Origin of the sequence: Rhizobium sp. R693 (assembly GCF_002211315.1) — a bacterium.
In the GTDB taxonomy this organism is placed as follows: domain Bacteria; phylum Pseudomonadota; class Alphaproteobacteria; order Rhizobiales; family Rhizobiaceae; genus Rhizobium.
The window spans coordinates 1-25,397 of sequence record NZ_LOKY01000020.1 but is presented as its reverse complement, the minus strand read 5'-3'; the positions used below and the strand labels follow the sequence as shown (position 1 = coordinate 25,397).

Here is a 25,397-nt window from a genome sequence, read left to right as displayed (position 1 = left end):
TCTAACATAGGATTGCCTTAGGTGAATGCCAAGGAAAACTGGACTGTTAGATAGATTTTCCGTCAATAAGACCTAAAGGCGGTTTTGGATAGGGGCGTGTTCCAAAGGCAGCCGCAAGGCTCTCCGCAAAGATGAAATCAAATCGTGTCAAAAAACGGTCGAAGGGCGAAAAATAGGGTGTGATGCCGACTTTCTGGGCAGCACTGACGGAAGCATCGTTTCCTGCCACATCAACGATACGCGGCGCCGCTGCCAAGGCTCGCCTGACAACGCCTCTAGGTAGTTGAGCGCGTTGCGTCTCGGATCGGCCAGCAGCAATGCCGATTTCCAACGAGGTTCCGTTTTCAACTAGATAGCGGCCGTCCCAAACACCACGCCCGCCGGGTGCTAGCGTCAACGGCAAGATGCCGCGGTTTTCCCGAACGAGAAAGAGCCCATCGCGCCTGAGGTCGAACACTACCCGGCTCGCGGTCATCCGCCCCAGATCACCCTTTTCGATCAGAGCCAGCACGTCGTCCATCTGCTTGCGCCCGAGCGCGAACGCTTGACCGCCGAACACTGCCGCAAGACGTGCGACGGCATAACTAAGGATCTCGCGATCGACGGTCAGCCCGGCCGGCATCACCTGGCCGATACACGGAGGGTGGAGAACGAAATGCTGATCCAACCATAGCGCAGCTGCAGCGGCGGCGCCCGCGCGCAAATCGCCAACCGCATCCGCAGCCGGATTGGCGTCTGCCTTGTCGGCGAAGCCCGACCGTACGCGCACACGTTCGTATTTCGGATCATCATTGCTTGGATCGTCGATCCAGCCGACCCGTCGTGCACGAAGGCAATCACGGATCACTTCCCGTCGGCAACCGAGCAACGGGCGAGCAATCCACAAGCGGCGATCAAAAAGGACGAGATCGGCAATGCCAGTGCTTGGCTGCTCCGAACGTTCCCGTCGCATGGCAAGCGTCTCACGCTGATCATCAGCCGTGTGCGCGGTCACAACAATGTCCGCATTCATGTTTTCGGCGGCATCGGAAAGCAGCGCATAGCGAGCGTCGCGTGCTGCCGCCATGATGCCGGCTTTTGGCTTCTCGCCCTTCCAAACCTTGATCAAGTGGGGAATTTCAAGCGACCTGCAGAAGGCTGCAACCTCGTGAGCTTCCTCGGCGGATTCTGTCCGCAACGCATGGTCGACGGTTACGGCACAAAGCGAGATTCCAGAATTGGGAGTGGCCTTGAGAGCTTCGACGAGCGCCAGAAGCAGGCCAGTTGAATCGCTACCACCCGAAATCGCAACAAGGATGCGTGAGGGCTTGATCAGCGAGTCAAGGAAACGGCGTACCGCCGTCTCGGGTAGAAGGGGGCCGCCCGGACGCAAAGCCGGAGGACCTAGCAGGCGAGACGCTTTTGCTCGCTGGCAACCTTGGTTATGACAGCACGTGAAGCCTTGGGGTAACGCTTCGAGACTTCACGCAGCGTCGCGCATGCGGTTTCGGTATTGTCGAGCGCCGCAAGCGACATGCCGAGCTTGAGAAGCATTTCCGGCGCCTTTTCAGAGCTGCCATACTTCTTATGCGCGTCGAGGAACGTCTTGGCGGCCTCGTTGTACTTGCCCTGCGAGTATAGCGCTTCGCCAAGCCAGAAATTGGCATCGGCTGCGCGAGCGCTGCTCGGATACTGAGCGATATACTGGGTGAATTCCTGTTCGGCCGTCGAGTAGTCGCCGGAGAGCACGTGGCCGTAGGCGGCCTTGTACTGGTCGGCTTCGCTGCCGAGCGATGCGGTCTGCGACGAACGGCCGGAATCGACGCCCGGAAGCGGGCCGGATCCAACTGAGGCGCCCTCGTTGACCGAGCCACCGATCGGGTTGCCGTTCTGGTCGAACTGCATCGAACCGAGCTGCTTCGGCGGCTGGCCGAGGCCATCGTTCGCCGGGACATCGGTCGAGGGAGCCGTTTCGGCTCCCTGCGGTGCTTGGATAACACGAGCGACATCATCGCCGCCGCCCTGACCTTGAACCGGAGGAGGCGCGTCGGCCTCGCTCTTCTTCATCGTCTTGGAGCTGCCACCGGCACTGCCGCCGCCACCGCCCTTCTCCAGCTGCTGGAAGCGGAATTCGTTGTCTTCCTGCGCCTTGCGGATCGTTTCCTGCATCTGCAGGAGCTGGAAGCTCATCTCCTCAATGCGGCCATTCAGCTGACGCAGCTGCTCTTCGAGCTGCTGGATACGAACTTCGGCGCCCCCGGCCTGCACGTTTACAACCGGTGCCTGCGGCTGCCGATCCGCGGCCTTGCCGCCAATCTGCCAGCCAAAAAGCGACGTCGCATTCGCCGATTGGCCCGCCCCGGCCACGGCCGCGAGGCACAGCATGCCCGCAACGACAAGTTTTTTCATATGGTTCGTCCTGTCCCAGTGATTCTTCGCGCCCTTTGGCACGAACAGGAGATTTTTCCAATTACTTTCAAAAAGCAACGGAAACTGGCCAAAGTGTGTTCAAAAAGAAAAGGCGGCCCGCAATGGAGCCGCCTTTTGAAATTGTAATATTTCCCGGCAATTACATGCCGGCGCCACCGAGAACGGTAACGGCGCGGCGGTTCTGCGACCAGCAGGAAATATCGTCGCAGACGGCAACCGGGCGTTCCTTGCCGTAAGAGATCGTCTTCATGCGCTGCGCCGGAACGCCACGCGAAGCAAGGTAATCCTTGGTGGCGGCGGCACGGCGAGCACCGAGAGCGAGGTTGTATTCGCGCGTGCCGCGTTCGTCGGCGTGGCCTTCGATGGTGATCGCGTACTTCGGATAGCGGGCGAGCCACTGAGCCTGACGATCGAGCGTCTGGGAAGCGTCCGCGCGGATCGAAGTGGAGTCGGTGTCGAAGAAGATGCGGTCGCCGACGTTGACGGTAAAGTCCTGGGCGGAGCCAGGCGTTGCGGCACCGGCACCAAGGCCGAGATCGCCGGCGCTGTTGGCCATGTTCTTCTTGTTGGCGCAACCGGCCAGAGCGAGACCGGCGACAAGCGCGATCATGACAGGGTTGCGGGCAAAATTCTGCATGCGGCTCATTGCCGGGGTGTGAATTCGGCTCATGGCCGGTCTCCTTGCGACTTGATTAAGGTTGCCGGACTGTAACCTCGTTGGGTTAATCGGCATTCAAGAATTATGGTTAACAGATCGTTGATTTGGCCCTCAGTCGCCCCAATCAGGGATTTTTGCGGCGACAAAAAGGCACATCCACAGGCTTTCCTACTCGAGAAGTGGAGACCAGGCCGGGTCCGAAGCGAAGGTCGGAGTCTTGATGAGCTGCTCGTTGTAGCCCGTCAGATCGATCGAATAGAGCTGCGGACCACCGGCACCTGCCGCCTGGCGGAAGAACATAATGACGCGGCCATTCGGTGCCCAGGTCGGGCCCTCATTGTGGAAGCCCGTCGTCAGGATACGCTCGCCCGAACCGTCCGGCTTCATCACGCCGATCGAGAACTTGCCACCAGACTGCTTGGTGAAGGCGATCAGATCGCCGCGGGGAGACCAGACCGGCGTGGAGTAGTTGCCGTCACCGAAGGAGATGCGCGTCTGGCCGGAGCCGTCAGCGTTCATGACATAAATCTGCTGGTGACCACCGCGGTCGCTTTCGAAGACGATCCGGTTGCCATCGGGCGAATAGGACGGCGAAGTATCGATCGCAGCAGTGGACGTCAGGCGCGTCGTGGTGCGCGAACGCAGGTCCATCGTGTAGATGTTCGCGTTGCCTTCCTGTTGAAGGCTCATGACGACCTTCTGACCGTCGGGCGAAAAGCGTGGCGAGAAGGTCATGCCGGGGAAGTTGCCGACCACCTCGCGCTGTCCCGTCTCAAGCTGCAGCAGGTAAACCCGCGGCTGCTGGTTGGCGAAGGACATATAGGTGACTTCCTGACGGTTCGGCGAAAAGCGCGGTGTCAGAACGAGGTCGCTGCCGTTCGTCAACATGCGGACGTTGTAGCCGTCCTGATCCATGATGGCGAGCTGGCGCTTGCGCTCCTGCTTGGTGCCGGACTCCGAGACGAACACGACACGGGTATCGAAGTAGCCTTCCTCGCCGGTGATCTGCTTGTAGATCGCATCGGCGATGATGTGGGCAACACGGCGCCAGTTCTCCGGCTGGGTGTAGAACTGCTGCCCGGTCATCTGCGTGCCAGCAAACGTGTCCCACAGCCGGAACTCGGCGCGAAGGCGCCCGTCGCTTTCCTGCGTCACGCGACCGGTGACGAGTGCTTGCGCATTGATGACCTTCCAGTCCTCGAAGCGCGGAGCGGCATCCGGGTTCGAGATCTTCTCGATGAAGGCGTTCTTGTCGATCGGCTTGAAAAGACCGGAGCGCTGAAGGTCGGCGGCGACCACCTGTGACACCTGCGCGCCCATGTCGCCCTGCAGGAAGTCGGTGATCGCGATCGGCAGTGGCTCGACATTGCCCTTGTTGATGTTGATTTCGACAAGCGCGTTGGCCGGCGTGGCGACAACCGCAGTGGTTATCATGCCAACGGCGACCATCAAGGCGCGAATGAGGGAACACTTGGTCATGAGGGGCAAGCCTTTCAGCATTTTAAAGGGCTAGATCGCTAGGATCGAAGTTGACGACGACCTCATTCCAGGCGTCGTATTTATCTTTCGGCAGGTTCGAGAATGGGGCCGACTTCATGATGGCGCGATAGGCCCCGCCCTTGAGAGCCTGGCGAGTCGAATCGTTGGTGCCGCCGGTGGCTTCGACCTCCGGCTCGCCGATGATGTTGCCATCCCGGTCCAATTTCATGCTGACCTTGATGCGCACGTCAGCGGCGCCTTCCATCCCAGGGATGACAGACCAATTGCCGGCAATGGCGCTCTTAAGCGCATCCATCTCGCTCATCGAGAGCTTGGAGCCATTGGACGCCTTTTTCGATCCGAGCGAGGCAACTTCCGTCGAGCGCTTGGCGCCACCGGACGACGGATCCTGCTTGTTCAACAAAGCGGCAATATCGTCGGCGTTGAAGTCGCTCTGTTTCGAAGAAGCGGATTTCGCCTTCTCCTGCTTCTTGTCAGCCTTCTTCTTGTCCGTCGGCTTTTCGTCTGCGTTCGCCTGATCCTCGGTCTTTTTTTCCGAGGGCTTTTCGGCCGGCTTCTGTTCCGGCGGCTTCGGCTGCGGCTTCACGACAGGAGTCGGGACCTTGTCCGGCAGCGCTTCGGCGTCCGGCTTCGGTGGCTCGGGCTGTTCCTGGGGCGTTTCCTCGGGCTTCGGCGGAGTTGGGGTCGGCGGTGTGATCTCGGGCTTTGGCGGTGTGATGGAAGCGACCTGCTTCGGCTCGACATCCGTCTCCTCCTTCACAATCTCCTTCACCTCGTTCGGCACCGGATCATTCTGCGGAAGAGGCTTTTCGGCAGCCTTCGGGGCAGCAGCGCTCTCGTTGTTGCTGGGCTTGGCGTTCGGAACAGGCGGCGTCTTGAGGTCGACCTTGTTATCGCCCATGTTCTCGGCGTTTTCGACTTCGGTCGGCCTTGTTGTTGGCTTTGGAGCTGGCTTTTCGCTCGGCTTGGCCGTCTTGTCGCCCTGCTGCATCTGCGTCATTTCTTCGACAGGCACGAGGTCAACGGGCATCGCCTCGAAATCCTCGACCTTGAACTGCTCCGGGGAGCCGATCGAAATCAGCGCCCAGGCAAGCAGTGCACAGTGCAGAGCCGCAGATGTGACGATACTGGCCTTCATAGCGTTCGCTATTGGTCCTTCTTCTGCTGCGTCACGAGACCGATGTTCTTGTAGCCGGCACCCTGGATGCGGGCCATGACGTCGGCGATCACGCCGTAAGGCGCGGTCGCGTCGCCGCGAACGAAGATGCGTTCATTGTAGCCGGTCGTTGCGATCGCCTCGAGCTTCGCGGCGATTTCATCGACCGGGATCGGTGTTTCCTGCAGGAACACCTGGCCGTCGTTCTTGACCGAGATCGTGATCGGCTGCGTTTCGGAATTCAGCGCCTTGGCCTGTGTTTCCGGCAGGTCGACCGGCACGCCGACCGTCATCATCGGTGCTGCGACCATGAAGATGATCAAAAGCACGAGCATGACGTCGACGAGCGGCGTTACGTTGATTTCGGAGATCGCGCCACCTCTGTGGCCACCACGACGACGACCACCGCGGCCACCGCCACTACCGCCACCGCTTGGAGCACCCATACCCATATCGTTGACTCCGTTCCCGTCGATTACTGCGCGGCCTGGCGCGGCTGCAGTTTCTCGTCGATCTGGCGCGAAAGGATGGCGGAGAATTCATCCGCAAAACCTTCCATGCGACCAGAAAGCTTGCCGGCATCGGCAGTGAACTTGTTGTAGGCGATAACGGCCGGGATAGCGGCAACAAGGCCGATTGCGGTTGCAAGCAGCGCTTCCGCGATACCGGGAGCAACCACCGCGAGGTTCGTCGACTTCGAGCCGGCGATCGCCTGGAATGAAGTCATGATACCGACGACCGTACCGAAGAGGCCAATGAACGGCCCGGCGGAACCAATCGTTGCCAGCGAGCCGAGGCGGGCTGAGAGGAATTCGGATTCACGCGCCAGCGTAACGTCCATGGCGCGGTCGATACGCATCTGCAGACCGATCGGGGAGCGCGCACCGCGCTCGAACGACTTCTTCCATTCGCGCATCGCCGCAACGAAGATCGCGGCAAGGCCGGTATTGTTGCGCTCCGACAGCGTGCGATAAAGCTCTTCCAGCGACTGGCCCGACCAGAATACCTGCTCGAACTTCTCGAACTGGCGCCGTGCGCGACCATACGCCAGGTACTTGTCGATGACGATCGCCCAGGTCCAGACCGAGGCTGCGATGAGCCCGAGCATGACCAGCTTGACGACGAGACCTGCCTGCATAAACAGCGACCAGAGGCTGACGTCGGCCGTTGCTGCTGCCAATCCTACTTGTTCCATTGATCCAAAATCCCCGAATCCAAACGCCCGGCACTTGACCGGGCGGCACAAAGTGATCTCGCAAGAAGTGTCTGGCGGCCGCCGCCCAAAGCCCTGGTCAAGCTTCCAAGCTCTTATCCGCCTTCCTTGCCGTCAAATTTGGTCAAAGGAAGGCGTGCACCGCACAAACTCTGACAATCCGAGTAAGACACTATTATGGTTAACAGTTCGTTAGCGCCGGATCATGACAGCGAAACTATCGGCGAAAGATTTATCCCTTGGATTACTTGGTCAGATCTAGGTCGATGATCACAACAGCGCTTATCTTCCAGCGCGCGAATTCCTTCACACAAAACTCATGTTTATGCAAGGCCGGAATCCCGCGTCTTTTCAGCGTTCGCGATCAACCCAGGCGAATCGCCGCACACAAAGGGTGGCGGCAAGGGCTCAGGGCCCGCGGAGCGGCTTGCTGCCTTCGAGAAACTTCTCGGCAAGCGTTTCCGGCAGGCGTCGCGGCCTGGCATTAGCATTGATGACGGCGATGATCACCTTGGCGGCGATCAGCAGCGTTTCGCCGCGCCGGATCTCCTGATTGAGGACCATCTTGGCGCCACCTGCTTTTTCGGTGTGCGTCAGCACGGTCAGGATGTCATCCATCCGCGCAGGCTGCTTGAAGTCGATCTCCATGCGGTGGACGACGAAGACAAGTCCCTCCTCGTCCGCATTGATAAGCTCTCGCTGCTCGACGCCGAGGCACCGCAAATAGTCGGTGCGACCGCGCTCGAGGAAGTGCAGATAGCGGGCGTGGTAGACGAGGCCGGAAAAATCGGTGTCCTCGTAATAAACTCGTTGCAGGAGCCGGTGACCCGTTTCCGTGAGTTCACCCGAAATCGAAAAACCGTTGTCCGCCATAATTTTCTCCAAAGTCACGCGCCCTCTTTGGCGGAAGACTTTCCGCCTTGCAAGCATTGAACAATTGTCACGCTTCCTAAGTAATTTTTGACAGAAACAATCAAGCAGGAGACGACGCGATGAAGATTGCAGTGATGGGCGGAGACGGATTCATCGGTTGGCCGACATCATTGCATCTCTCCGACGCGGGGCACGAGATCCATATTCTCGACAGCCTCTCGCGACGGTGGATCGACACCGAACTCGGGGTCCAGTCGCTGACGCCGATGGACTCGATCCAGGAGCGCACGCGCATCTGGCACGCGGAAACTGGTCGACGCATCCATTTCAACCTGATCGACCTCGCCAAGGATTACGAGCTCCTCAAGAAGTGGCTCGCCGAGAACCGTCCGGACGCCGTCATTCATTTCGCCGAGCAGCGTGCCGCCCCCTACTCGATGAAGAGCGACCGCCACAAGAACTACACCGTCAACAACAACGTCAATGCCACTCATAACCTCCTGAATGCGCTCGTTGAACTCCAGCTCGACGCGCATCTGATCCACCTCGGGACGATGGGCGTCTACGGCTATTCGACGGTCGGAGCGGCGATCCCCGAGGGATATCTGCCGGTTGGCATAGAGACGGCGGACGGCGAGACCATCAGCCAGGAAATCCTCTACCCTTCCAATCCCGGCTCGATCTATCACATGACCAAATGCCTGGATCAGTTGCTCTTCCATTTCTACGCCAAGAACGACCGCCTTCGCATAACCGACCTACACCAGGGGATCGTTTGGGGGACGCATACCGAGCAGACCCGCCGGCACCCGCAACTCGTCAATCGCTTCGATTACGACGGCGACTACGGCACCGTGCTGAACCGCTTCCTCATCCAGGCGGCGATCGGATATCCGTTGACCGTCCATGGCACCGGCGGCCAGACCCGCGCCTTCATCCACATCCAGGACTCCGTGCGCTGCATCGAGCTTGCCTTGAACAACCCGCCTGCCCGCGGCGCCCGTGTCGAAATCTTCAACCAGATGACGGAAACGCATCGGGTGCGCGATCTGGCGGAAATGATCGCCAAGATGAGCGGTGCTGAAATCGCCTGGCTGCCGAACCCGCGCAAGGAAGCGCCGGAGAACGAGCTGATCGTCAAAAACGAGAAATTCCGCAATCTCGGCCTCGATCCGATCACCCTGCAGACGGGGCTTCTCAGTGAAATCGTCGACGTCGCCAAGAAATTTGCCTATCGCGTCGATCGGTCGCGCGTGCCCGCCGTGTCCGCCTGGACGAAAGACATTGCCGTCACGATCAATCATGATCCGGAAGGCAAGAGGCTGAAGTCCGTTTCATGAGTGAGCCTCGACAAGCCTACATCACTCTCGTCACCAACGACGATTACGCCATGGGCGCCAAGGCGCTCACAGCATCGTTGCGCCGAACCGGCACTTCGGCTGATATCGTCGTCCTCCACACGGAGGGTGTTGACGACGCCAGCCTTGCCCCGCTCCTGCAATACGGTTGTCGCCTGGTGCCGGTCGAGCATCTGCCGCTGTCAGCCGAGTTCAATGAACGTCATGCTCGATCCAGTCTGCACGCCGCCGCCCCCTTCACGAAGGGACGCAAGCCGGCATTTCACTCGCCGCTTGACAATTTCTGCAAGCTGCGCCTCTGGCAGTTGACCGAATATACCAGCTGCGTCTTCATCGACGCCGACGCGCTCGTGCTGCGAAACATCGACAAGCTCTTCCGCTATCCCGAGTTTTCCGCCGCCCCGAACGTCTATGAATCCCTTGCGGATTTTCACCGGCTGAACTCCGGCGTCTTCGTCGCTCAACCGTCCGAGAAGACATTCCAACGCATGCTCGAACGGCTGGATCAGCCGGGTGTGTTCTGGAAGCGGACGGACCAGACCTTCCTGCAGGAATTTTTCCCGGATTGGCACGGCCTGCCGGTCTATTTCAATATGCTCCAGTATGTATGGTTCACCATGCCGCGGCTTTGGGACTGGCAGAGCATTTCCGTCCTGCACTACCAGTACGAGAAGCCATGGGAGACGAATCATCCGAAGGCCGATAAACTGCGACCGCTGATCGACCTGTGGCATGCATTCTATGCCGGCGCTGACCTGCCGGATCTATCGACCATGGCAAACCCTGAAGAGACAGCATGAAGGTACTGGTATCAGGCGGAACAGGTCTCGTCGGGCGCTATATCGTCGAAGAACTGCTTGCCGCCGGCCATACCGTGATCATCGGCGGCCGCCACGCGCCATTGCCTCGATTCTTTTCACGTCCGGTGGAGTTCGCCGCGCTCTCGCTCGATCCGGCACACGATCATCGCGAGGCCTTCGACGATGCCTATTTCTTCGTGCACGCCGCCTTCCACCACCTGCCCGGTAAATACCGCGGCGGCGAGGGCGACGACCCGGAGACGTTCAGGCGCTTCAATCTCGACGGCAGCGTCCGGCTTTTCGAAGCCGCGAAACGCGCCGGCACGCGCCGCTGCGTCTTCATTTCCAGCCGCGCCGCCTACGGCGAACACGCACCCGGAACCACGCTGAAAGAAGGTATGCAAGACAAGCCCGAGACCCTTTACGGCCAGGTCAAGCTTGATGCCGAGCGCAGTCTCGCACACCTTGCGGCGCCCGGCTTCGCAACGGCCAGCCTGCGATTGACCGGCGTCTATGGCGACCTTCGGCCGAACAAATGGGATAAGTTGATCGAGGATTACCTCGCCGGCCGTCCCTTGCCTTCGCGTGCCGGAACCGAAGTCCACGGAAGAGACGTCGGCAAAGCCGTGCGGCTGATGCTTGAGGCAGACGCCGCACGCATCTCCGGCGAGACCTTCAACGTCTCCGATGTCACGCTCGATACCTGGGACATTCTCGAACACATTCGCTGGGAGCGCGATTGCCTGAACAGGCTGCCGCTTCCTGCCGACAAATCACAGCTGACGCCGATGGACACGGCGAAAATCCGCGCTCTCGGCTGGTCGCCAGGCGGCATGCCGTTGTTCAATGAAACGATCCATACGCTTGCTACGGGCACATAGGTGGAGCGGATAACGCACAGGCCCACGCAAGCCTGAAGTTGCAGACTGCCGCGGATAGTGCAATCCGGAGGATAGTATGCAGGTCGGTTCCGCATCAGCGCTCAACATCCTACGCAACAGCTACTCGACCGACAATCTCAGTACCACGGCCGACGGCACCAACGCGCGATTGAAGATATTGCAGAATGCAGCAAAGGCGCAGGAAAGCTTGCGAGAGAGCATGGCGACCTCTGCCGAAGCCACCAAGGCCCGCGCGGCACGAAAGCTTGAGGAAGCCAAGCAGCAACTCGAAATGCTGAAGAGCGGCGGCTACCCGCCAGAGGTCGTCGCCCGATTGGCGGCCGAACTTGCCCACAAGATCAGCGCCGCCGCAGCGGAATTTGCATCGGCTGTTGCTGCCAGCGCGACAAGCGCGGTATCCACCGCCAATGCAGCCGCCACAGCCACCGATACCGGAGCGGCGACGGCAGACGCCACAACCGACGCATCGGCCACAAACGCAACGACGTCTTCGTATAGCTCTGACGCGAGCGCGGCTCAAGCCGACGAGCCGGACGGCACAACCGCGGCACGCAATGCCTACCAGAGCATCGTCGAAGACGGAAAGCAGGCATCAGCAGGTATCTCCACCGAAGATCGCAAGACGATGGAAGAGTTCAAGGCCATGCTGCGGGAGGTCCGGCAGCTCATGGACAAGGCCATGCGCGACTTGCGCGAAAGAACCGGTCAACAGACCTCCGGCGCGAACGCCTATTCGTTTGAGGCACAGTCCAACGCCTTGGCCAGACCAACCAGCATCACGATTTGACCTGATCGGCTCAGGCAGGCGGTCAAAGGTCGCATTGTTCCGTTGAAATGATCGGCCAGACCATTATCGTCTGCTGAAAACAACGTGATGGACCGCATGACCCCGAAAGAACTGAAAGCCGAAATGCGTACCGGCCGGCTCGCACTGCGCGACGCGATCCCGGAAGACACTCGCATCGAGATGAGCCTGGCCATGGCCGAGCATGCGGGCGAGGCGGTCGCATTCGAACCTGGTACAATCGTGTCCGGGTTCCTGCCGATCCGCTCCGAGGCCGACATCCGGCCGCTTATGGCGCGGTTCCAGGCTCGTGGAGCGCGGCTTTGCGTGCCCGCCATCCTCGACAAGCAGACGATCGCCTTTCGCGAGCTCGTGCGCGGCGTGCCGTTGGTCAGCACAGGCTTCGGCACGTCTGGTCCGCCGGCGGACGCCGCCGTACTCAATCCCGAAATCATGCTGGTGCCCCTCTCCGCTTTTGACAATCGCGGCCACCGCATCGGTTATGGCGCCGGCTATTACGACCGCGCCATCGAGCGTTTGCGGCAAAAAGGCCTGCATCCCAAGCTGATCGGCATTGCATTCGACTGCCAGGAAGTGGCACATGTGCCCGACGAGCCGCACGATGTCAGCCTGGACGCCCTTCTGACGGAAAGCGGGCTGCGCTTTTTTGCCTCTTGGATTGGATAGCAATGCGACTGCTTTTTCTGGGCGACATGGTGGGTAAGACCGGACGCACTGCCGTCTGGAACCGCCTCCCCGGCCTTATTTCTGACCTGAAGCTCGATTTCGTCGTGGTCAACGGCGAGAACGCCGCCGGCGGTTTCGGCATCACCGAGGATATCTTCCTCGAAACGATCAACGCCGGTGCCGATGTCGTCACGACGGGCAATCACGTCTGGGATCAGAAGGAAGCGGTCGCGTTCGCTGGACGTCACGACCAGTTCCTGCGACCGGCCAACTACCCGCAGGGCACACCGGGCCGCGGCTCGGGGCTTTTCTATGCCCGTAACGGTGCGCGCGTGCTGGTCGCAAATGTCATGGGCCGCGTCTTCATGCATCCCGAACTCGACGACCCGTTCAAATCCGCCGAAGCGATCCTCGATGCCTGCCCGCTCAAGGAACAGGCGGATGCGATCATCTTCGACTTCCATGCCGAAGCGACCAGCGAGAAACAGTGTTTCGGCCATTTCGTCGACGGCCGCGCCAGCTTCGTCGTCGGCACACATACCCATGTCCCGACGGCTGATCATCAGATCCTGAACGGCGGCACCGCCTACATGTCGGACGCCGGCATGTGCGGCGACTACGACTCCTCGCTCGGCATGGACAAGGAAGAGCCGCTGAACCGCTTCATCTCCAAGATGCCGAAAGGTCGTATGGAGGCGGCGACCGGTCCCGCCACAATCTGTGGCGTAGGCGTCGAGATATCCGATGCGACCGGGCTCGCTGAAAAGATCGCTCCGCTGCGCCTCGGTCCCCGGCTTGCCGAAACCATCCCGGAGTTCTGGCGCTAGTTCAGGCACTTCCCCGGCATGACGCAAAAGTGAGCAGCGGCTCCGGATTTCAACTGGACCGCTGTGGCGCCTTGCCCCATCCTCCCGAGCTTACCCGTGAGAGCGCTGGAGGAAGTGGCATGAAGCCGCGTTTTCTTGTCTTCGCAATCGCCTGCCTGATAGTCTTGGTCGCCGCGGAGGCGGCTGTCGCCCAGGAGGAGCGAAAAAACGTCAGCCAGTGCCAGGCCATCGCCCAATCGATCCCGCAAGCAACCTTTGCCAGTTTCACAGGTCCAGCGCCGATCATTGGCGCCGGCGTCACCGACCAGTCGGTCACGCTGACCTACATCGGACATTCCACCTTCCTCATTGAGACGCCGGGCGGCGTAACGATCGCAACCGACTACAGCGGCTGGTACTCGCCGCCACAGGTGCCAATGGTCGTGACCATGAACCGCGCTCACTCATCGCACTATAGTTTGGTGACCGACCCGGCCATCAAATATGTGCTGCATGGATGGAGCGACGTACCGGGCGAGAAGGCCAAGATCGATCTCGTCGTTGGCGATACCTACATCCGCAATGTCACCACGGATATCAGGGGCGGCTTCGGCGCGCCGCAGCGGGATGGGAACTCGATCTTCATTTTCGAGGTGGCCGGTCTCTGCATCGGTCACCTCGGCCATCTGCATTACGAATTGACGGACGCCCACTACACCGAGATCGGCAGGCTGGATGTCGTGATGGTTCCGGTGGATGGTGGCCTGACGATGGGCTCCGACAGCATGAGCCGCGTCATCAAGCGGCTGCGTGCCTCGCTGATCCTCCCGATGCATCAGCCGCGGCCGCTGCAAAGCTTCCTGTCGATGTTCGGACCTGATTTCGATATCAGCTACGCGCCGACGAACACGATTTCGGTATCACTGCGCACCTTGCCGAAAAAGCCGTTGATCTATGTCGCGAAGGGAATGCGGTAAAAACCCGGAGCGTGCCGGGTCAGCTATTCTCAAGCGAACTGCAGGTGCTGCCTGATGCCGACATCGGGCATCTTGTCATCGTCGAGATTGGCTTTGGCAATCTCCCAGCCGAACTTGAGCTTGTTGCTCGTCGAAACCCAGATCTCGGCGTCGTCGACATGCATTGCAAGCATCGTCAGCTTCGGGTCCTTTTTGCCATCTTCGTACCAAGCGGCGACAATGGAGTTCCAATACTCATCGATCTTGGATGAGTCGGGACGCACTTCGATCTTACCGGCAAGGCAGGCGTGATAGTCGTGCTCCTTGCCAACGACGCAGAAATGCGCCCGCGTGCCCGGCTTGATCGCACGCGCAATCCCTGCATCGGACTTCGTGTAGAACCAGATCGTGTTGGTCTTCGGGTCGGGATGTGGGGCCATCGGCTGCATATGCATATCCACGCCGTCTATCCCCAACATACCGGCCTGAATGTCGTTCACCTGATCCCAGAGTTGGCGTGCCGGATGTTCCCGCGCCTCGTTGAAACTAGCCATGGCACTTCCTTCCGTTTCGAGGGTTCGTAGTTTGAAACGTCAACTTTCAGGCTTTGTTCCGCACTTCCGGATACATGAGCAAGAGGCGGAACGAAGCCGTTTTCCCTTGAATGCGGCCGATTTCACTCTTATAAGGCGGCCCATTCCGACAATAAGACGTGAACAGGGGTGCCATGGCTGGCCATTCACAGTTTAAAAACATCATGCATCGCAAGGGCCGTCAGGATGCCGTGCGGTCGAAAATGTTCTCCAAACTCGCGCGCGAAATCACCGTTGCCGCCAAGGCGGGTCTGCCCGATCCTTCGATGAACGCCCGCCTGCGCCTGGCGATCCAGAACGCCAAGGCACAGTCCATGCCGAAGGACAACATCGACCGCGCCATCAAGAAGGCAGCCGGCGCCGACAGCGAGAATTACGATGAGGTCCGCTACGAAGGTTACGGCCCGGGCGGCACGGCGATCATCGTCGAAGCCCTGACCGACAACCGCAACCGTACCGCGTCGAACGTCCGTTCGATCTTTACGAAGGCAGGCGGCGCACTCGGCGAAACCGGCTCGGTTTCCTTCTCCTTCGATCACGTCGGCGAAATCACCTACAAGGTTGCCGCCGGCGATGCAGACAAGGTGATGGAAGCTGCGATCGAGGCCGGCGCCGACGACGTCGAAACCGATGAAGAAGGCCACTACATCACGACCGCCTTCGAATCTCTCGGTGAAGTCGCCAAAGCCCTCGAAGGCTCGCTAGGCGAAGCCGAGACCGTCAAGGCCGTCTGGCGTGCACAGAACAACGTGCCGGTCGACGAGGAGAAGGCGCTGTCGCTGATGAAGCTCATCGACAGTCTGGAAGACGATGACGACGTCCAGAACGTCTATTCCAATTTCGAAGTGGACGAAGAGGTTCTGGCCAAGCTTTCGGCCTGATGCCTGCAAAGGAAGTATCGTGTTAGGCGTCGGCCGGATCGCTCCTGCCGGCGCTTTCGTTTCAGGGACGCTCCTTTTCGGGCGCCAAGCCGGCTCGCGCGGTGAAATTCTTGCGGAATACGGCAAGATCTTCGGCACTGGCATCGGATATCGCCCAGAAGACCAGTCCGCCATTCGACCATTCGCTGATATTGTATCCCTCGCGTTCCGCGCTGCCCTGTGCCGTCGACGCACCCGGCCATATGAACAGATTGATCACGTGGCCGCGGAGCCGGTAGATAAGCGCCACGACGACCCTTCCGCCGATGTAATCGACCCTGCCCCCGATCAGGGGGAATCCTTGCGCCGCCAGATCGACGACCGGCGGCGAGAAGTCGACCTTGCCGTTGAACCAGGGCTTGACCGTGTGCCGATCCGAGGTCTGCACATCAGCCAGATGATCGGCAAGCAATGAGTGGACATGGCTGGCAACGATCTGATCTTCGATATCTACCCCACGCGGCAGATTGACGAAAAGGAAGACGCTTGCTGCCAGCGCGGCAAGCGACGGCACAAGGCTCCATTGCCGGATGAATGGGAAAATCTGCGCCCAGATGCCGTCTTCAGCCGCAACCAACTTCTCCGAGTTCGCGGCATTCTCCAGTGACAGGCTGTCCAGAACTCGCGAACGCGCCTCTTCCGGCATCCGCCATTTGACCCCGCCTTCGCCGATGACCTCCCGCATCGCGGTCACCCTTTCCAGCGCGGCGCTGCATGAGGCGCAGCCGGCAAGATGCGCCTCGAATTGCGCCGAATGGATCGAATCGAGCTCGCCATCGACGAAACCATGCAGCATGTCGCTCCACTCGGGGCAGCCTTTTTGGCTTTCATCGCTCATGGCGCGCCACCCCGCCCTTCTCCATGGTCATCCAGGCCTTGCCGAACTCCTCCCGCGCCCGCGCGAGCCTGGACATGACGGTGCCGATCGGCGCGTCGATGACTTCGGCGATCTGCCGGTAGGGAAGGCCTTCGAGCTCCCGCAGCACCAACACCTCCCGCATCGGATCGGAAAGATCGCTGATGACCTGCCGGACGCGTTCCGACTCGCTCTTACGGATGACGGACGTTTCCGGCGTGTCATCGTCGGATGCAATCTGGCAAGTCGCGGAATCCGCTTCGCCGGCCCAGGCGTCCTCGGCCATCGGCACCTCGAAACGGGCCTTCTGGCGGTCGTCGAGCAGCCAGGCGCGGTAGCAGTTCCTGACGATCGAAAATATCCAGGCGCGCGGATCACCACCACGATAGCCCTTGAAGTTCCGATAGGCGCGCAGGAAAGCTTCCTGGACGATATCGCCCGCGGCATCGGCATCGCGGCTGAGGAAACGAGCAAAATTATAGGCGTCGTCAAGCTGCGGGAGGATGGTTTTCTGAAAGCGCTGCATTGTATCGGCAGGCGTGCGCGCCGCCGCCGCATCCAGCAGCGGCCGCGTCATCTCCAACGACATACCAATCATGGCGGACAGGGCTTTCAGAAAAGGCACCATTCGCGCGGCACGGGCAATCACCCAACCACCGCCCCATGCAGGGCGCCGGCTCTCGAATGAACGGAAATCCGCGATCTCAGCCTCTGTCATCGTCTTCCTCGGTGTTCGGCCGACCGCATCGGACCGCTCGCTTGCCTCAAGATAGATCGCTCCGGTCGTCATTTTATTCCGTCGCGCCGCCGTTTTTTTTGCAGGCAACGTCCACGGAAAGCGTGTATCCAAAAAATCTCCCATCCGTTTCAGCGACTTATGGCGATCTCTCCGTATACCGGGAATAACCGCGGGCGGCCTCCGATCTTGTCTGATAGCGGCCGCACCCATTGCCCTGCCGCCGCCAGCGCACACAACGCGACAAGAGGAGACTTGCGATGTTCACCATGACACGCCGTACCGTCCTTGGCACCGCCACCACGGGCGCGGCTTTCGGCCTTGCTTCGAAACTCCAATTCGTTTGGCCGGCCTTTGCCGAAACGGCCGACGAGCCGACCGTCGGTTTTTACAGATATAGGGTCGGATCGGTCGAGGTCACCGCCATCTATGACGGCATCTGGCGAAAGCCGCACGACCCGGCCTTTATCAAGAATGCCTCCATCGAAGACACTAAGGAGGCTCTCGCCAAGGCCGGCCTGCCAACCGCGTTCATGCCGATCCCGCTCACCGTTGTCGTCCTCAGAATGGGCGACCGGCTGATCATGATGGATGCCGGCTCGGGTGTCGGCCAGTGGCAGGCGAATGCCACGCACCTACCCGCCAACATGGCGGCGGCAGGCATCGACTACAGGAAGATCAACACGATCATGATCTCGCACTTCCATCCCGACCACGTCTGGGGCCTGATGGAGAAAGGCACCAATGCGGCCGTCTTTACCGATGCCGAACTGATCGTCAACGCAACGGAGTATAACTGGTGGACGGAACCAGGCCGCGTCGAAAAGCTTGCCGAAAGCAGGAAGGCCGCCGGACAGCGCATCGCTAACGTGTTCCCGAAATGGCAGAACTGGAAACTCGTCGAGGACGGCGCCGAGGTAGCGCCCGGCATCCGCATCTTGTCGGCGCCGGGACATACGCCCGGTCACTCCGCCTATCTAGTGGACGGCGGAAACGAACAGCTGATGGTGTCCGCCGACATCATGTATGTGCCCGCCCTGCTCGCCCCGCACCCGGAATGGCAGGGGGCCTACGACCAGGACGGGCCGATGGCGATCGACACACGCCGCAAGCTCATCGACCGTGTCATTACAGACAGGATCGCGATCTGCGGCTCGCACTTTCCATTTCCGGGCTCCGGCACCTTCGTCAAGGACGGCAACGCTTACGGCTTCACGCCCACCATCCAGGCCTGAGAGGCTAAAGGAGGCTATCGCCATGAAAAGACATATCGCCAACTTCGCCGTTCTCGGCGTCATGGGCTTGTACGCACTCTCCGCCGCTGGTTCCGCGATCTCTGCACTGACCGCCGCTCCGGCCTTCGCCATCGACAATATCGAATCCACCAATGCGCCAGATTTGACGCAGGCGCGCGCCAAGATCGCTGCGGGAGACTATCAGGGGGCGCGAGACGAGCTTCGCGGCCTTGCGGAGAATACGCAGCAGGCAGACGTCTATAATCTGCTTGGCTTTACTCTGCGCAAGACCGGCGACTACAGGACCTCGCTGACCTATTACACGAAGGCGCTGGAGCTCGAGCCCGATCACAAGGCGGCCCGGGAATATCTGGGCGAGCTTTACGTCGAGACCGGCGATATGGCCAAGGCAAACGAGCAGCTCGCACGGCTGACGACGCTTTGCCCGAACGGCTGCGAGGAGCGCGACGATCTCGCCAAGGCGATCGCTGTAAAGATGGCGTGGAAGGCAGGTAACTGATGATCAAAGGGAGCAGGCAGAATACCTCCTGCTCCCCTAGGCAAAGCAGGAGGCCATGTCAGGAACCGGCCCCACCGAGGAAGGCAAGTCGGGTGAAGATCGTGTAGTGCGACTCGGATGCCATCATCGCCACGAAAACGAGAACGAGCAGCGGCGGGAGCAATATCGCGTAGACGAGCGCCAGCCGCTCCCACGCCATATGCATGAAGATCGCAACGATCAGCCCGGCTTTTAGCATCATGAAGACAATGATGAGCGTCCAGCGCAGGTAGCCCTGAATGCCGAGATAATCGACGAGATAGGAGAAGGTGCTGAGGACGAACAGTAATCCCCAAACGACGAGATAGAGCCGGATCGGATGCTGTTGGCCGGAATGCGCTTGTGCCTGTGCCATATTGCGACCTCACCACAGATAGAAGAAGGCGAAGATGAAAACCCAGACGAGGTCGACGAAGTGCCAATAGAGGCCCATGATCTCGACGATCTCATAGTTGCCCTTGCGGCTCGTGAAGAAGCCGCGCCGACCGGTATCGAAGTCCCCGCGCCATACCTTGCGCGCCGTAATCAAAAGGAAGATCACGCCAAAGGTTACGTGCGTCCCGTGAAAACCGGTGATCATGAAGAAGGATGATCCGAACTGCGCCGCACCCCACGGATTTCCCCAGGGACGCACGCCTTCGGTGATGAGCTTCGTCCACTCGAACGCCTGCATCCCGACGAAGGTGGCACCGAGCGCGGCGGTGAGAAGCATCAAGGCAGCCGTCTTGCCGCGCTCGCGGCGATAACCAAAGTTAACGGCCATGGCCATCGTGCCGCTGCTGCTGATCAGAATGAAGGTCATGATCGCGATCAGGATCAGCGGGATCTTCTGTCCGCCGATATTGAGCGCAAAGACCTCGCTCGGATTGGGCCATGGAACCGGCGTCGACATACGGGCTGTCATGTAGGCCAGCAGGAAGCAGCCGAAGATGAAGGTGTCGCTAAGGAGGAAGATCCACATCATGGCCTTGCCCCAGGAGACATTCTTGAACGCCCGCTGGTCCGAGGCAAAGTCGACCGCCACTCCACGCAGACCGGCGGGCGGCCCCATGGTTACGTCGTCAGTTTCCATTCGGGTCAATTCAGCCATCGTCCACACCTTAAGAAACGAGTTGACGGCAGAGGTCGACGAAGTCGTTTGCCCAGCCGGCGAAGAGCGCGAAGAGTAGCAGCCAGACGACGAGCATGAAGTGCCAGTAGGTGGCGCAGAGTTCGATGCCGAGGCGCAGCCTGGCGGACGGAACAGAGCCGCCCGCGAGCAATCTCACCCGGGTTCGCGTCAGCACCACAAGCCCGCCGAGAATGTGGAGGCCATGCAGTCCGGTCAGCATGTAAAAGAAGCTGTTTGCCGGGTTATCGGCGAGCACATACCCGGCTGCAACGAGCTGCAGCCAGGCGACGATCTGCCCCGAAAGAAACAGCACCGCGGTCGCTAGTGCCGCGTCGAGCCCCAGTCGCACACCATCATCCGCACCGCGCCGCGCTTGAACCACAGACCACTGAAGCGCCGCACAGCTGGCAATCAGGACCGCCGTGTTCGCCCAAAGAAGGCGGGGAATGGGGATCGCCCACCAATCGGCGCCTCCCATCCGCGACAGATACGCGCTGGCCAACAGCGAAAAGAGCGCGCCAACCACCGCGAGGAAAATGCCGAGGCCGATCTTGGCAGTGGGGATCGGCGGTTTCGCCTGCCCCTCGATGTCATCAAGGGTGCCGACCTCCATCCACGGCTTCGACATCAGCCTTTGCCCGGACATCCACCAGATGACGATCGCAGCTATTCCCGCGAGAAAGACGAGAACCACACTCATGCCGGCGCCCTCGACAATCCGGCCATTGACGGTTGGTTCTGGGGTATGAAGTCTTCGGGAGCGCCAGGTACGCTGTAGTCATAGGCCCAGCGATAGACGACGGGGAGGTCCTTGCCCCAATTGCCATGGGGAGGCGGCGTCTGAGGCGTCTGCCATTCGAGGGTCGTCGCCCGCCACGGATTGCCGCCGGCCAGGCGACCATGGAATAGGCTCCAGACGACATTGAACAGGAACACCAGTTGCGCCGCGCCGACGACAAGCGCTGCCACCGAAATGAACATGTTCAGAGTATGCACCGACGGCGGAATGAAAACCGTGTCGCCAAGCTCGAAGTAGCGGCGCGGCACGCCAACCAGTCCCACGTAGTGCATGGGGAAGAAGATCGCGTAGGCGCCGACAAACGTAATCCAGAAATGGATCCGTCCGAGAACCTCGTCGAGCATCCGCCCGGTAACCTTCGGGTACCAGTGATAAATTGCGCCGAAGACCACCATAATGGGCGCGACACCCATGACCATGTGGAAGTGTGCAACCACGAACATCGTATCGGACAGCGGCACATCCACCACGACATTGCCGAGGAAGAGCCCGGTCAGCCCACCATTGACGAAGGTCACGATGAAGCCGATGGCAAACAGCATCGGCAAGGTCAGGTGGATATCACCCCGCCACAGCGTCAATACCCAATTATAGACCTTGATCGCCGTCGGCACGGCGATGATCAATGTTGTCGTGGCGAAGAAGAACCCGAAGTTCGGGTTCATGCCGCTGACATACATGTGGTGTGCCCAAACGACGAAGCTCAGCGCCCCGATGATCACGATCGCCCAGACCATCATGCGGTAGCCGAAGATATTCTTGCGTGCATGGGTGCTGATGAGATCGGAGACGATGCCGAATGCCGGAAGCGCGACGATGTAGACTTCCGGATGGCCGAAGAACCAGAAGAGATGCTGAAACAAGATCGGGCTACCGCCATCGGATTTCAGCTGTTCCCCCATTTCGACAATCGCAGGCATGAAGAAGCTGGTGCCGAGCAGCCTGTCGAACAACAGCATGACGGCTGCGACGAAGAGTGCCGGGAAAGCAAGCAATGCCATGACGGTAGCGGTGAAAATGCCCCAGACGGTCAACGGCATCCGCATCAGCGTCATGCCCCGTGCCCGTCCCTGCAAGACGGTGACGACATAGTTCAATCCACCCATTGTGAAGCCGATGATGAAGATGATCAGCGAAGACAACATCAGGATGATGCCCCAGTCGCGCCCGCCCGGCGTGCCTGATGTCAATGCCTGCGGCGGATAGAGCGTCCAGCCGGCGCCCGTCGGTCCGCCTGGCGCAAAAAAACCCGAGATAAGCACGATGACGGCGAGCAAATAGAGCCAGTAGCTCAGCATGTTCGCGTAGGGGAACACCATGTCGCGCGCGCCGACCATCAGCGGAATGAGGTAATTGCCGAAGCCGCCGAGGAAGAGCGCGGTCAGCAGATAGATCACCATGATCATCCCGTGCATGGTGATGAACTGATAGTAGTGATCGGCGTCGATAAAGGAAAAATAGCCGGGGAAGCCAAGCTGCAGGCGTATCAGCCACGACAGGACCAGTGCCACGAAGCCGATCGCGAACGCCGTCATGGAATATTGGATGGCAATGATCTTGGCATCCTGGCTGAAGACGTATTTCGTCCACCAGCTCTTGGGATGATAGAGTTCGACATCCGCCACTTCGGCAGGCGGGATAACGTCGCCGGCACTGGTTGGAATATCAACCATCGCATGCCTTCCTTCCTCCTCCCATTACGGCCGCTCCCCCGGCCGTAACGCCGGCCTACTTGGCCGGTTCAACTGCTGCCATCAGCTGCGAGAACGTCTGTTGCTGCGAAAGCCACGCCTGATAGGCGTCTGCCTCATCGACCACGACTGTTCCTCGCATCTGTGGATGTCCAACACCGCAGAGCTCAGCGCACAGCACTTCGAACGTGCCCGTGCGTGTCGGCGTGAACCAGAAATAGGTGACCGAACCGGGGATCATGTCCATCTTCGCCCGGAACTCCGGAACGTAGAAATCATGCAGCACATCGACCGAGCGCAGGTGAACACGGACCGGCTTGCCGACCGGCAAATGCAGTTCACCGCCTGAAATGATGATGTCGTCGAGTCCTGCCGGATCGTTCCTGATCACGCCGAGTGGATTGTCGGCTGTCACCGCGCGATTGTCCGCCCTACCGAGCTTGCCATCGGCGCCCGGCAACCGGAAATTCCACAACCACTGCTGCCCGACGACCTCTATTTCGCCGGCATCTGCCGGAACCGTCACGAACTGGTGCCACACAACGAGACCAGGCGCGAGCATCGCACCCACACCGAGGGCGGTGCTGCCCGCAAGCCACCATTCGAGGCGCTTGTTCTCCGGCTCATAAGCCGCCCTGCTGCCGGGACGATGACGGAAGCGATAAATGCAATAGGCCAGGAACGAAATCACCGCGACGAAGACAGTGCCGGTGATCCAAAACGTGATGATGATGGTGTGGTCGATATAGGTCCAGTTCGAAGCGATCGGCGTCCACCACCACGGACTGAACAGGTGGAATGCCACCGAGCCGACAACGACCAAAACGAGAACCAGCACGACAACCATGCGTTCCTCCCAAGCGCTCTACGGCTGCAGAAATTACCCGCAATCCGTTGGCACTTACGTTAGGACTATCTCACAAACAAAGCGTCACGGCAATGGCACGAACTCGATCTCACCGGACGGTCAGTGAGGCTTTAATAAACTGATTTCATTTCGAGAATTGCTTGAGATAAGCGATCAAATTGGTGATATCGGCGTCGTCCTTCAGCCCGACGAACACCATCTTCGTACCCTTAACCTTCAACTTTGGGTCGTGAAGATAATCGCGCAAAGTCGCTTCGTCCCAGACCAATCCAGCAGTGCCCGCCGCCTTCATCGCCGGCGAATACGCAAAGTCCGGATGCGTCCCGGCTGTTCGGCCGAACACGTGGTTCAGCGACGGTCCGACCTTGTTCTTGTCGGTATCGGCAATGTGACAGACGGCACACTTCTTGAATACGGTTTCCCCGGCCGCAACATCGCCCTCTTGGGCAACAGCAGCCGAGGTGGGAAGACAGATCAGTGAAATCAAAACAGCAAGATCACGGTAGTGCATAGCAAGCCTCATCCTCCAAAGGTTGCTCGAAACCGGCCGCGCGCGATTTGCGGCGTGCGCCGTCCATCACACTCGTATCGCGCAACGCCGCCAAAACGACATGCGTGATCAAGCAAACCTATGGCTCGGCTGCATTAAGTCAATTCGCACAAACGGCTATGGGGCCCCATGCCCCCGGGGCTCGCGGCATTAGGCCGCGGCGCGGAGGAAGTTCCCAAGCCCCGCAAAAAGCTCGACCGATTTCAATCTCGCTTCGATATCGTGGATCGGCATGGAGATGATGACCTCGTCCGCTTCCGTCTCGGCCAGGAACTCCGTGAGTTTTGCTTCGGCCGTCTTCTGTGAACCGACGACGGCATAGCGCAAGGTATGCTCCACCGTCAGTTTTTCCATCGGTGACCAGAAGCTCTCCATATCCTCGACCGGCCGAGGAAACTGACCGCGCACATTGCGGCGCAGATTGACGAATTGCTGCTGGGCAGAGGTGAAATGATACTGTGCCTCCTCGTCCGTCCCGGCGACGGACCCCATGACGCCGACCATGACATAGGGCTTGTCGAGCACGGCGGATGGCTTGAAGCGGCTGCGATAGATGTCGATGGCATCGAGCAATGAATCCGGCGCGAAGTGTGAGGCGAAGGCATAGGGCAACCCCAGCATCGCGGCGAGCTGGGCGCTATAAAGACTGGAGCCCAGCAACCAGATCGGCACGTTGGCATTCATGCCGGGAACCGCGAGGATCGCCTGGTTCTCAACCGGCGCGCCAAGCAGCTGCTGCAATTCAACCACGTCATTCGGAAAGCTCTGTGCCCCGGCATCCAAATTGCGCCGCAGCGCCTGTGCCGTCCGCATGTCGGTGCCCGGCGCCCGGCCAAGACCGAGATCGACCCGCCCCGGAAACAATGCTTCCAGTGTTCCGAACTGTTCGGCAATGACCAGCGGCGAATGGTTCGGCAGCATGATGCCGCCCGAGCCGATACGAATGCGCTTGGTCGCCGCACCGATATGGCCGATCACCACAGCCGTCGCTGCGCTGGCAATCCCCGGCATGCCATGATGTTCTGCCAGCCAGAAGCGGTTGTACCCGAATTCTTCGGCCTTCTGCGCCATGCGCGCCGAACTCTCGAGCGACTGGCGGATCGTGCCGCCCTCTGGAACAGGAGAAAGATCGAGAATGGAGAAGGGAACCATGGCGAAGCCTGTCGGTGGTTGGAAGGACAGGTTTATGTAAGTGTGAGCTCCGCCCATTCCAAACGAGCCAGAAAAGAAAAAGGGCCGGCAACCGCCCGTCAGACTGCTGACAAACCCCTGGCGTTTGCCGGGGGTTTTTGATTCACTGGGTTATGTTGAAGAAACCCGCTGCCGAACAGACTGCGCTCGAGATGGTGACGCTCGATAGCCTGGTTCCGAAGGATC

28 protein-coding genes are annotated in these 25,397 nt (G+C 59.9%); 10 read left to right on the top strand and 18 right to left on the bottom strand.

Going from position 1 to position 25,397, the window contains the following annotated elements; all coding sequences use genetic code 11:
* Nucleotides 1–46: 46 nt before the first annotated feature.
* The 8 genes from tilS to ybgC all read right to left on the bottom strand — a co-directional run bounded on the left by tilS (nucleotide 47) and on the right by ybgC (nucleotide 7,809).
* Nucleotides 47–1,372: a tRNA lysidine(34) synthetase TilS gene (gene tilS / locus ATY79_RS17125; protein WP_088704502.1), complete on the bottom strand. Its 1,326-nt coding sequence runs from the start codon at nucleotides 1,370–1,372 to the stop codon at nucleotides 47–49.
* Nucleotides 1,373–1,383: 11 nt separating this feature from the next.
* Nucleotides 1,384–2,388: a tol-pal system protein YbgF gene (gene ybgF / locus ATY79_RS17120; RefSeq protein ID WP_088692906.1), complete on the bottom strand. Its 1,005-nt coding sequence runs from the start codon at nucleotides 2,386–2,388 to the stop codon at nucleotides 1,384–1,386.
* A gap of 160 nt (nucleotides 2,389–2,548) precedes the next feature.
* Nucleotides 2,549–3,079, bottom strand: a complete 531-nt coding sequence (gene pal, locus ATY79_RS17115) for a peptidoglycan-associated lipoprotein Pal (protein ID WP_007802639.1) — start codon at nucleotides 3,077–3,079, stop codon at nucleotides 2,549–2,551.
* A 156-nt stretch (nucleotides 3,080–3,235) separates the two neighbouring features.
* Nucleotides 3,236–4,546, bottom strand: a complete 1,311-nt coding sequence (gene tolB / locus ATY79_RS17110) for a Tol-Pal system beta propeller repeat protein TolB (protein ID WP_088692881.1) — start codon at nucleotides 4,544–4,546, stop codon at nucleotides 3,236–3,238.
* Nucleotides 4,547–4,568: 22 nt separating this feature from the next.
* On the bottom strand, nucleotides 4,569–5,705 hold the full coding sequence (locus tag ATY79_RS17105; protein ID WP_088704501.1) for a hypothetical protein: 1,137 nt from the start codon (nucleotides 5,703–5,705) through the stop codon (nucleotides 4,569–4,571).
* 8 nt (nucleotides 5,706–5,713) lie between these two features.
* Nucleotides 5,714–6,169: a protein TolR gene (tolR, locus tag ATY79_RS17100; protein ID WP_028749423.1), complete on the bottom strand. Its 456-nt coding sequence runs from the start codon at nucleotides 6,167–6,169 to the stop codon at nucleotides 5,714–5,716.
* A gap of 29 nt (nucleotides 6,170–6,198) precedes the next feature.
* Nucleotides 6,199–6,918, bottom strand: coding sequence for a protein TolQ (gene tolQ / locus ATY79_RS17095; protein WP_016557208.1), 720 nt, complete (start codon nucleotides 6,916–6,918; stop codon nucleotides 6,199–6,201).
* Between the two features lie 426 nt (nucleotides 6,919–7,344).
* Nucleotides 7,345–7,809, bottom strand: a complete 465-nt coding sequence (ybgC, locus tag ATY79_RS17090) for a tol-pal system-associated acyl-CoA thioesterase (protein ID WP_016557207.1) — start codon at nucleotides 7,807–7,809, stop codon at nucleotides 7,345–7,347.
* Nucleotides 7,810–7,928: 119 nt separating this feature from the next.
* Between ybgC and ATY79_RS17085 the strand changes: the two genes are divergently transcribed.
* The 7 genes from ATY79_RS17085 to ATY79_RS17055 all read left to right on the top strand — a co-directional run bounded on the left by ATY79_RS17085 (nucleotide 7,929) and on the right by ATY79_RS17055 (nucleotide 14,123).
* Nucleotides 7,929–9,149, top strand: coding sequence for an NAD-dependent epimerase/dehydratase family protein (locus ATY79_RS17085; protein WP_088704500.1), 1,221 nt, complete (start codon nucleotides 7,929–7,931; stop codon nucleotides 9,147–9,149).
* Nucleotides 9,146–9,967 carry a glycosyltransferase gene (locus tag ATY79_RS17080; protein ID WP_088692884.1) on the top strand — a complete coding sequence of 274 codons (822 nt, stop codon included), beginning with the start codon at nucleotides 9,146–9,148 and terminating at the stop codon, nucleotides 9,965–9,967. Before ATY79_RS17085 ends, ATY79_RS17080 begins: the two co-directional genes overlap by 4 nt.
* Nucleotides 9,964–10,848 carry an NAD(P)-dependent oxidoreductase gene (locus ATY79_RS17075; protein ID WP_088704499.1) on the top strand — a complete coding sequence of 295 codons (885 nt, stop codon included), beginning with the start codon at nucleotides 9,964–9,966 and terminating at the stop codon, nucleotides 10,846–10,848. Before ATY79_RS17080 ends, ATY79_RS17075 begins: the two co-directional genes overlap by 4 nt.
* A gap of 76 nt (nucleotides 10,849–10,924) precedes the next feature.
* Nucleotides 10,925–11,656, top strand: coding sequence for a hypothetical protein (locus tag ATY79_RS17070; RefSeq protein ID WP_088704498.1), 732 nt, complete (start codon nucleotides 10,925–10,927; stop codon nucleotides 11,654–11,656).
* Between the two features lie 96 nt (nucleotides 11,657–11,752).
* Nucleotides 11,753–12,340, top strand: a complete 588-nt coding sequence (locus tag ATY79_RS17065; RefSeq protein WP_189637148.1) for a 5-formyltetrahydrofolate cyclo-ligase — start codon at nucleotides 11,753–11,755, stop codon at nucleotides 12,338–12,340.
* Nucleotides 12,341–12,342: 2 nt separating this feature from the next.
* Nucleotides 12,343–13,167: a TIGR00282 family metallophosphoesterase gene (locus ATY79_RS17060; protein WP_016557201.1), complete on the top strand. Its 825-nt coding sequence runs from the start codon at nucleotides 12,343–12,345 to the stop codon at nucleotides 13,165–13,167.
* Between the two features lie 119 nt (nucleotides 13,168–13,286).
* Nucleotides 13,287–14,123, top strand: coding sequence for an MBL fold metallo-hydrolase (locus tag ATY79_RS17055; protein WP_088692888.1), 837 nt, complete (start codon nucleotides 13,287–13,289; stop codon nucleotides 14,121–14,123).
* 29 nt (nucleotides 14,124–14,152) lie between these two features.
* Here ATY79_RS17055 and ATY79_RS17050 read toward each other — a convergent pair whose 3' ends face one another.
* A complete protein-coding gene (locus ATY79_RS17050) occupies nucleotides 14,153–14,656 on the bottom strand; it encodes a pyridoxamine 5'-phosphate oxidase family protein (protein WP_088704497.1) in 504 nt (167 codons plus the stop codon).
* A 173-nt stretch (nucleotides 14,657–14,829) separates the two neighbouring features.
* Here ATY79_RS17050 and ATY79_RS17045 point away from each other — a divergent pair, with 173 nt between their 5' ends.
* Complete coding sequence (locus ATY79_RS17045) at nucleotides 14,830–15,576, top strand: YebC/PmpR family DNA-binding transcriptional regulator (protein ID WP_088692890.1); 747 nt, start codon at nucleotides 14,830–14,832, stop codon at nucleotides 15,574–15,576.
* A gap of 61 nt (nucleotides 15,577–15,637) precedes the next feature.
* Here ATY79_RS17045 and ATY79_RS17040 read toward each other — a convergent pair whose 3' ends face one another.
* Entirely contained in the window at nucleotides 15,638–16,453 is an 816-nt protein-coding gene (locus ATY79_RS17040; protein WP_088692891.1) for an anti-sigma factor, read from the bottom strand.
* Nucleotides 16,443–17,261 carry a sigma-70 family RNA polymerase sigma factor gene (locus ATY79_RS17035; protein WP_088692892.1) on the bottom strand — a complete coding sequence of 273 codons (819 nt, stop codon included), beginning with the start codon at nucleotides 17,259–17,261 and terminating at the stop codon, nucleotides 16,443–16,445. The genes ATY79_RS17040 and ATY79_RS17035 overlap by 11 nt, the downstream gene beginning before the upstream one ends.
* 206 nt (nucleotides 17,262–17,467) lie before the next feature.
* On the opposite strand from ATY79_RS17035, the gene ATY79_RS17030 reads away from it, so the two are divergent.
* Entirely contained in the window at nucleotides 17,468–18,442 is a 975-nt protein-coding gene (locus ATY79_RS17030; protein ID WP_088704496.1) for an MBL fold metallo-hydrolase, read from the top strand.
* Nucleotides 18,443–18,464: 22 nt separating this feature from the next.
* A complete protein-coding gene (locus ATY79_RS17025; RefSeq protein WP_088692894.1) occupies nucleotides 18,465–18,962 on the top strand; it encodes a tetratricopeptide repeat protein in 498 nt (165 codons plus the stop codon).
* A 58-nt stretch (nucleotides 18,963–19,020) separates the two neighbouring features.
* Here ATY79_RS17025 and ATY79_RS17020 read toward each other — a convergent pair whose 3' ends face one another.
* The 7 genes from ATY79_RS17020 to ATY79_RS16990 form a co-directional block, all read right to left on the bottom strand.
* Nucleotides 19,021–19,356, bottom strand: a complete 336-nt coding sequence (locus ATY79_RS17020) for a cytochrome C oxidase subunit IV family protein (protein ID WP_024315402.1) — start codon at nucleotides 19,354–19,356, stop codon at nucleotides 19,021–19,023.
* Between the two features lie 9 nt (nucleotides 19,357–19,365).
* A complete protein-coding gene (locus ATY79_RS17015; protein WP_088692895.1) occupies nucleotides 19,366–20,091 on the bottom strand; it encodes a heme-copper oxidase subunit III family protein in 726 nt (241 codons plus the stop codon).
* A gap of 10 nt (nucleotides 20,092–20,101) precedes the next feature.
* Nucleotides 20,102–20,812 (bottom strand): cytochrome c oxidase subunit 3, encoded by a 711-nt coding sequence (locus tag ATY79_RS17010; RefSeq protein WP_088692896.1) that lies wholly within the window; start codon nucleotides 20,810–20,812, stop codon nucleotides 20,102–20,104.
* A complete protein-coding gene (gene ctaD / locus ATY79_RS17005) occupies nucleotides 20,809–22,584 on the bottom strand; it encodes a cytochrome c oxidase subunit I (RefSeq protein ID WP_088692897.1) in 1,776 nt (591 codons plus the stop codon). The genes ATY79_RS17010 and ctaD overlap by 4 nt, the downstream gene beginning before the upstream one ends.
* Before the next feature lie 55 nt (nucleotides 22,585–22,639).
* Nucleotides 22,640–23,449 (bottom strand): cytochrome c oxidase subunit II, encoded by an 810-nt coding sequence (locus ATY79_RS17000; RefSeq protein ID WP_088692898.1) that lies wholly within the window; start codon nucleotides 23,447–23,449, stop codon nucleotides 22,640–22,642.
* A gap of 145 nt (nucleotides 23,450–23,594) precedes the next feature.
* Nucleotides 23,595–23,981, bottom strand: a complete 387-nt coding sequence (locus tag ATY79_RS16995; protein WP_088692899.1) for a cytochrome c family protein — start codon at nucleotides 23,979–23,981, stop codon at nucleotides 23,595–23,597.
* Between the two features lie 189 nt (nucleotides 23,982–24,170).
* Nucleotides 24,171–25,172, bottom strand: a complete 1,002-nt coding sequence (locus ATY79_RS16990) for an LLM class flavin-dependent oxidoreductase (RefSeq protein ID WP_088692907.1) — start codon at nucleotides 25,170–25,172, stop codon at nucleotides 24,171–24,173.
* Between the last annotated feature and the right edge of the window lie 225 nt (nucleotides 25,173–25,397).